Origin of the sequence: Streptomyces sp. NPDC059900 (assembly GCF_050270335.1) — a bacterium.
In the GTDB taxonomy this organism is placed as follows: domain Bacteria; phylum Actinomycetota; class Actinomycetes; order Streptomycetales; family Streptomycetaceae; genus Streptomyces.
The window spans coordinates 1-7,242 of the sequence record NZ_JBNNJZ010000414.1; the positions used below are offsets into that span (position 1 = coordinate 1).

The 7,242-nt window shown below is 70.0% G+C and carries 7 protein-coding genes; 2 read left to right on the plus strand and 5 right to left on the minus strand.

What is annotated here, in order from left to right:
* Positions 1-42: 42 nt before the first annotated feature.
* Positions 43-2,286 (minus strand): MMPL family transporter, encoded by a 2,244-nt coding sequence (locus ACQKIP_RS34450; RefSeq protein WP_365861091.1) that lies wholly within the window; start codon positions 2,284-2,286, stop codon positions 43-45.
* 368 nt (positions 2,287-2,654) lie between these two features.
* On the opposite strand from ACQKIP_RS34450, the gene ACQKIP_RS34455 reads away from it, so the two are divergent.
* Both ACQKIP_RS34455 and ACQKIP_RS34460 read left to right on the plus strand, forming a co-directional pair.
* On the plus strand, positions 2,655-3,818 hold the full coding sequence (locus ACQKIP_RS34455; RefSeq protein ID WP_427745045.1) for a hypothetical protein: 1,164 nt from the start codon (positions 2,655-2,657) through the stop codon (positions 3,816-3,818).
* 181 nt (positions 3,819-3,999) lie between these two features.
* Positions 4,000-5,028 carry a tetratricopeptide repeat protein gene (locus tag ACQKIP_RS34460; protein WP_365861089.1) on the plus strand — a complete coding sequence of 343 codons (1,029 nt, stop codon included), beginning with the start codon at positions 4,000-4,002 and terminating at the stop codon, positions 5,026-5,028.
* 10 nt (positions 5,029-5,038) lie between these two features.
* Here ACQKIP_RS34460 and ACQKIP_RS34465 read toward each other — a convergent pair whose 3' ends face one another.
* The 4 genes from ACQKIP_RS34465 to ACQKIP_RS34480 all read right to left on the minus strand — a co-directional run bounded on the left by ACQKIP_RS34465 (position 5,039) and on the right by ACQKIP_RS34480 (position 6,830).
* Complete coding sequence (locus ACQKIP_RS34465) at positions 5,039-5,428, minus strand: PPOX class F420-dependent oxidoreductase (protein WP_365861087.1); 390 nt, start codon at positions 5,426-5,428, stop codon at positions 5,039-5,041.
* A 65-nt stretch (positions 5,429-5,493) separates the two neighbouring features.
* Entirely contained in the window at positions 5,494-5,877 is a 384-nt protein-coding gene (locus tag ACQKIP_RS34470; RefSeq protein WP_365861086.1) for a hypothetical protein, read from the minus strand.
* On the minus strand, positions 5,877-6,242 hold the full coding sequence (locus ACQKIP_RS34475; RefSeq protein WP_365861084.1) for an iron chaperone: 366 nt from the start codon (positions 6,240-6,242) through the stop codon (positions 5,877-5,879). Before ACQKIP_RS34475 ends, ACQKIP_RS34470 begins: the two co-directional genes overlap by 1 nt.
* A 102-nt stretch (positions 6,243-6,344) precedes the next feature.
* Positions 6,345-6,830, minus strand: coding sequence for a hypothetical protein (locus ACQKIP_RS34480; protein WP_365861082.1), 486 nt, complete (start codon positions 6,828-6,830; stop codon positions 6,345-6,347).
* Between the last annotated feature and the right edge of the window lie 412 nt (positions 6,831-7,242).

Consider the following 7,242-nt stretch of genomic DNA (forward strand, 5'->3'; position numbering starts at 1 on the left):
GTCACCGGGCCGACGTGTCATGCCTGACAGCGGGTCAGGGGCTCAGCCGCGTACGGTCTCCAGCTCCCTGTCCTGGCCTTGGCCGTCCTGGTCGTCCTGGCGCGCCGTCGGGAAGTCGCCGAGCTGCCTGTGCAGCTTCTCGCCCTCCACGTCGACGTTCGGCAGCGCGCGGTCCAGCCACTTCGGCAGCCACCACGCCTTCTTGCCGAGCAGGGCGAGCACGGCGGGGACGATCGCCATCCGGACCACGAAGGCGTCGAAGAGGACGGCGACGGCCAAACCGAAGCCCATCATCTTGATCATGTCGTCGTTCTCCATGATGAAGCCGGAGAAGACGCTGATCATGATGACCGCCGCGGCCGCGACGACCCGTCCGCCGTGCGTGAAGCCGGTGACGACCGACTCGCCGGGGCGCGCCCCGTGGACGTACGCCTCACGCATGCGCGTCACGAGGAAGACCTCGTAGTCCATGGCGAGACCGAAGACCACGCCGATCATGAAGATCGGCATCATGCTCATGATCGGGCCCGGCTGGTCCACGCCGACGATGTCGGCCAGCCAGCCCCACTGGAAGACCGCGACGACCGCGCCGAGCGCGGCAGCCACCGACAGGAGGAAGCCGAGCGCCGCCTTGAGCGGTACGAGGACCGAGCGGAAGACCAGCATCAGGAGCAGGAAGGCCAGGCCGACGACAAGTCCCAGGTAGGGCAGGAGCGCGTCGTCCAGGGTCTGCGAGAAGTCGATGGTCATGGCGGTCGCGCCGGTGACCAGGACCTCGGAGCCCGTCTTGTCGCCGAGACCGTCGACCGTGGAGCGGATCTCCTTGACCACGCCCTCGGTCTTGTGGTCACTCGGGCCGGTCTCCGGTACGACGTTGAAGATCGCGGTGTCGTCGGACTTGTTGCCGTTGGCCGGGGTGACCGCGGCGACGCCGTCGATCTTGGCGATCTCCTTGCCGACCGTGCCGGCCGCGGCGGCGGCGCCCTTGTCCTTGTCGGTGTCGACGGTGACCATCAGCGGGCCGTTGAAGCCGGCACCGAAGGACTCGGACAGCATGTCGTACGCCTTGCGCTGCGTGGTGTCCGGCGCCGAGGTGCCCTCGTCGGGCAGGCCGAGCTCCAGGCTGGTGGCCGGCACGGCGATTGCGCCCAGGCCCACCACGGCGAGCAGCAGGACCGGTACCGGGCGGCGCAGCACGAAGCGTGCCCAGCGAGTGCCCAGCTTCGGCTTGGCGTTCGCGTCCCGCAGCTCGCTGACGGGCTTCTTGCGGTCCTTGCGGCGCAGCACCTTCTTGCCCGCGAAGCCGAGCAGCGCGGGGATCATGGTGAGGGCGATGAGCACGGCTATCGCGACCGTGCCGGCCGCGGCCAGGCCCATCTTGGTGAGGATCGGGATGTTGACGATCGCCAGGCCCGAGAGCGCGACGATGACGGTGAGTCCGGCGAACACGACGGCGGATCCAGCGGTGCCGGTGGCGCGTCCCGCCGCCTCTTCCGGTTCCCGGCCCTCGGCGATCTCCGCCCGGTAGCGGGAGACGATGAACAGGGCGTAGTCGATGCCGACGGCGAGGCCGATCATCATCGCGAGCGTGGAGGTCGTGGCGGAGAGGTCGAGGACGCTGCCGAGTGCCGCGATGCCCGAGACGCCGATGCCCACGCCGATGATGGCCGTCAGGAGCGGCATGCCCGCGGCGACCATCGAACCGAAGGTGATGATCAGGACGACCGCGGAGACCGCGATGCCGATGAGTTCGGCGGAGCCGCCCATCTCCTGCTCGGCCATGACGGCGTCGCCGCCGGTCTCGACGGTGTAGCCGTCCTTGCGGGTGTCGTCGGTGGCCTTGGTCAGCGCGTCACGGGACTTGTCGGTCAGCTCCTGGGCGGCGACCTTGTACGTGACGGACGCGTACGCGGTGGTGCCGTCCTTGCTGACGGCCTTGGCCTTGAAGGGGTCGGCGACCTCGGCGACCTGCGAGCCCGTGCCCAGGGTCTTGACCAGCTTCTCGACGTCGGCCTTGGGGCCGGACTCGGTCAGCTTGTCGCCCTCGGGGGCGCGGATGACGACGCGGGCCGTGGCGCCCTCGGCGCTGGCCGCGGGGAACTTCTCGTCGAGGAGGTCGAAGGCCTTCTGCGACTCCGTCCCCGGCATGGAGAAGGAGTCTTCGGGCGGTGCGGGCGCGGCCGACGCGGAGAAGCCGACGCCGGCCAGCAGCACCACCCACATCAGTGCCACATAGCGGCGTCGCCGGAAGGCGAGGCGGCCCAGTTTGTAGAGGAACGTAGCCACGGCGAAGGGGCTCCCGTCGGTTTCGGCAGGCAGGGTGACACCCCCCGCGGCACGATCAGCGCACGTCAGGGCGGTCAGCAGATTTCCTTTCCATAGTCCGGGGCCCCGCCGCCCCGGAAGTCAGACTCAGAGCCGGACTCTGAACCCACGGGCGCTGTACTGCCGCGCGCGCCGGGTCATCCTCCGGGAGGAGATGTGGTCAGGATGTGTAGGCCCCACATCGCGCCCTTGATCACCGGAGGCTTCACCTCCGTACCGTGGGGCACCTGTTCACCGCAGAACAACTCGCCCTCATATCACCTCAATAGGAGAGATAAGGTGTCGAGTCAGCTCTCAGATACTTGTCATCACCATCCAGGAGAACCTTCGTGACTCTTGCCACCGCGCCGTCTGAAGCCGCCGACTCGCCCGAGGCCGCCGCCCCGTCCGAGGCCACCCCGGATGCCCCCTCGGCGGTCTCCTCGGACGCCGCTGCCTCCTCGGACGCCGTCGCATCCGACGCTCCCGCGCCGGTCCCGTCGGACGGCGTGCCCGAGCCGGTGGCCCGCGACGCCCGCGACTTCGGCGCCTACGCACGGACCGGCGGCTGGACCTTCGCCCTGATGGTCGCGCGCAGTGTGCGCCCCGGCGGGCAGGGCGCCGAGGAGACGCCGAAGGTCTCGGCAAAGGAGTTCAGCGAGCTGGCCGGCTGCTCGGCCGAGCGCGTCATGCGGTACTACAAGGCGTGGGACAAGGCCGCCGACGACGGTCTTGTGCCCCACTTCGAGGCCCTGACGCCCGGCGAGGACATCGAACTGCCCGACTCCGACGTCTGGCTGACGTACTACGCGTCGCGCTCCAGCGCCCTCACCCCGCGCGGCACCGCCATCACGGAAGCCGCCGAGGCCGAGGGCATCCGCCCGACCAAGGCCCTTGAGGTCGCCGAGAACCCCACCGCGCTGCGGGCCGCGATCCTCGCCGATCCCGGCACGGCCGAGGCGGCGCGGCGCGCGCTGATGGACCGGCTCGACGAGGACCCGGCGCTGCGCACCGGGCTCGTGCGCGACATCGTGCGCACCGACGACCTCAAGAAGGCCGTCGCGGCCGAGGCCAAGGCGGGCGACCGCGTCGACTACGTCCGCCAGATCGTCGACAAGGGGCAGGTCAAGACGCCCGCGGGCCAGCTCATCGACGCTCCCGCGGAGCTGAAGGAGGAGGCCGAGCGGCATCTGTCCCTCATCGACGAGCTGGAGGAGGGCGAGGACTCCGGCGAGTGGGCCCGCGAGGCGTACGACACCGTGAAGGACCTGGTCGCCCAGACCGTCCAGAGCGATCCGCAGCTGCGGGTGCAGGAGCGGCGCGCGAAGTTCTACAGCAGCCTGCAGAAGGCGACGAAGGTCTTCGAGGAGCTGACCTTCGACGACGCCGATGACGCCGACTTCTACGAGGACGACATGGTGCGCCGCCTGGAGGATCTCCAGCAGTCGATCGCCGCGTGCATCACGGCGCTCCAGGCGGCGACCGCGGGCTCCGCCTCCCCGGAAGGCAGCTGACAGTCGCCCGGCGGCTCTCCCTCCCCGTACATCCCGATGATGACCATGGACTCGTCCGTAGCCCTTGAGTCGTACGGAATGACCCATACGCGGAGGGATTCGCCGCACCCCGCCCCGCTCGTAACTTCTTGATCAACGTACGGAGACCGGCGTACGGAGTTGATCGAGAGGTCATGGATCTATGCACGGCAAGGCATTCGCGCCCGAATACCAGGGCGAGTTGGGTGCGGCACTCGGGGTGAACTCCTCCTATGAGGAGGTGCAGACGGCGGCGGGCCGCGCCCTTTCCGAGGCGGACACCGCACTGGAGAGGGCGCGGGCCGCGCTCGCCCTGGCCGAGGCCAACCGGCGGCTCGGCCACGTGGACGACGCGGGCACCGCCTGGCGGCAGAGCTATCGCAGCGCACGCGTAGCGGGGGAAGCGGGCGCCATGGCCTGGGCGCTGTGGAGCGGCGGTACGCTCGCCCGCCAGTGCGGGCAGCTGCGGCTCGCCCGGCGGCTGCTCTCCTGGGGAGTGGAGCTGGCCGCCGACAGCGGGGAACGGCTCGCGCACGGCTACGCGCTCGCCGGTCTTGCCGAGACCGGGCGCATCCAGGGGGACTACGCGGCAGTGGCCGCACTCCACGAGCAGCTGCTCGAACAGGGGCGCAAGCACGGAGAAGCGCGGCACATGGTGTGGGCGATGTCCGGCATCGCCCAGATGCGGCGCAACACCGGCGACTACACCGAGGCACTCGAGCTGTTCGAGGAGTGCGTCCGGATCGCGACCGACGCGCAGGACGCACGGGGGCGTGCCTGGTCGCTGCGCGGGGTCGCCGACGTCCGCTCGCTGCGGGGCGAGGCGGAGCAGGCACTCGCGCTGCTCTCCGAGGCGGAGGTCGTCTGCCGGGCCATGGACCTGGCCAGTGCGCTCGCCTACAACCACAAGATGCGCGGCAACGTCCTTTACCGGGACGGGCGTTACGAGGCGGCGCGCGAGATGTACGCCGTCGCCCTGGAGGAGTTCGGCGACATGCGGGAGCCGCGCGGTGTGGCCCTGTCCCGGCTCGGCCTGGCCAAGTCGCGCGCCCGCCTGGGCCGCGACCGGAGCGAGACGCTGGCCGAACTGGCCGAGCTGGAGGCGGACTTCGCGCGCATCGGGCTGCGGGGCGCACGGGACGGGGTCATCGCCTTCCGGCAGGAGATGACCGCCGAGCCGAGCATGACGTGACGCGGGGGCGTCACCCGGCCGTCGGGGTGATGCGGATGCCCACCGTCCCGCCGGTGCCGCGCCGGAGCTTGCTGCCGAACAGGGTGAGGCGGCCGACCAGGCCGTACTTGCGCGCGATGAGGGTGCGATAGCGCGCCGTCGTCTGCGGGTCGCAGATCTCGGCGGTGGCGGGGATCTGCTCGCCGGTCGGGTTGCCCCGCAGGTCACAGGGGCCGATCAGAACGTCGGCGCGGTTGCGGATCCGCTTGACCTTCCAGGAGTCCGCTGCCGTCCAGACACCGAGCGCCGCGCCGTCCTCGACGACCCAGACGGGGCTCGGCACCGGGGTGCCGCTCTTGCGGTAACTGGTGACCAGCAGATACTTACCGGCACCGAGCTCCGCTTGCGCTGCCTCGTCCACCTGACTGCTCCCGACGTCGTACTGATGTGTGCTGACCCGAATCCGATCAGCCTACGGCGCGGACGCTACTGATGGCGGCTGGGCACGGCTTCGAACAGCTCCCAGCCGTCCGTCTCCCGCACCACGGGCTCATCGGGACACCAACCCAGGGCCGTCGCGGCGTCGAGCAGGGCCCGTGCGGTGCCGGGCTCGTGGAGGTTCAGAAAGCGACTGCCCTCCACGGTGCCGACCGCCCCGGAGTGGAGGAAGCCATCTGGGACGAGCCTGCCCGCGCCCTCCCGGAAGAGGATGCGCAACTGCCCGCGCGCCCCGGACAGCCGGATCGAGAGGACCTCGCAGCAGTCCTCGAACCCTCCGTCGACCGGTACGCGGTGGGTATGACCCACGGACCAGAGAAAGACCTGCCCGTCGACGACCAGGCGCCGGGGCTTCTTCTTGCCGCGGGGCATCAGCAGGCCGTGCCGGGCCGGGCCGCGGTGGCCCTGAGCAGATCGCGTACCAGATCGAAGTCGATGGCCTCCGGCTTGCGGAAGCGCAGGCAGCCCTTGCCCATGTCCTGCCCGGCCAGGCGGTCTTCGAAGGCCTCGCCGATGTCGTCGCGCAGCAGGTAGAAGGAGATGTACTGCTTCTGGGCGGCGAAGGCGATCTCGGCGGTGCCGTCCCGCTCGTACGCGGGCATCCCGTAGGCCATGACCTCGTCGAAGCCCTGTAGTTCCGTGCGGCACAGCTCCCGCAGCCGGGTCAGGGCGTCCCTGCGGCCCTCGGGCACCTCGGCCAGATATCCGGCCACGTCTTTCGCTTCGCTCCGCACCATGCCCCGAGGCTAACCGGAGGGCGCGGCCCATGCCGGGAACAAGCGTGCCTCCGGGCCCGGAAGAATCCGGGCCCGGAGGCGTGGTCGTGCGAGGCGCGAGGGTCAGGCGCCCCAGGTGCCCTGGTTCACGGCGCAGTTCCAGCCGTTGCCGTGGACCTTGAACTTCACCTTGTAGGACCTGGTGCTCAGCAGCCGCGACTCGACCCGGACACCGAGGCTGGCCTTGCCCGCCAGGCTCTTGTCGTAGACGGAGACGGTCTTCGAGGTCTTGTGCGTGACCTTGCCGCCCTTCGCCCTCGCCGTGCCGAAGCGGACGTTCTTGACGTTGCTGACGGTGAAGGTGACCTTCTTGAAGGTCTTGGTGCTCTTGTTCTTGAGGCCGAAGTAGAGGCCGTCGCACTTCACCCAGCCGCCCGAGCCGATGTGGAAGCGGGACGTGTAGACGATGTCGATCGGGCAGCCGGAGCTCTGCGCCGATGCGGTCGACGCCTTGGGCGCCTTCGGCCCGTCCGCGGCGGAAGCGGAGCCGGCGAGGCCCAGCTGGGCGGCGGTGAGCGCCCCTGCGGTGGCCAGTACTGCGGTGGTCATACGTGCGTGCTTCATCAGGCTGCTGCCTTTCCCCCTGCGGCCCTCACGGGCCAACTTTCGACATGGTGCGCTGCGTTCTCACAAGGAGGTCTTCGTCCCTGTGCCGCCCGTATTTTTAGCAGGCGGAGGGACATGAGATGACATCAGTTGCGTGAGCGCACGGCACCGTGACAAAAGCCGGACAATCGCCCAGTCGAACGGAATTAGGACTTCCGCACTCGGCCCGGTGACCAGGTCACCGGCCCTCTCACACCGGTCACCGGCCCCCTCACATCGGCGGCGGCGCGGGCGCGGGCCCCAGCGTCGTCGTGCCCGGGGTGGTCCGGTGGGCGAGGCCGGTGCGGTAGGCGTCCAGGGCAGCCTCCGTCCGGCCCGTGCGCCGGAGCAGATCCCCGAGGAGGCAGCACAGACC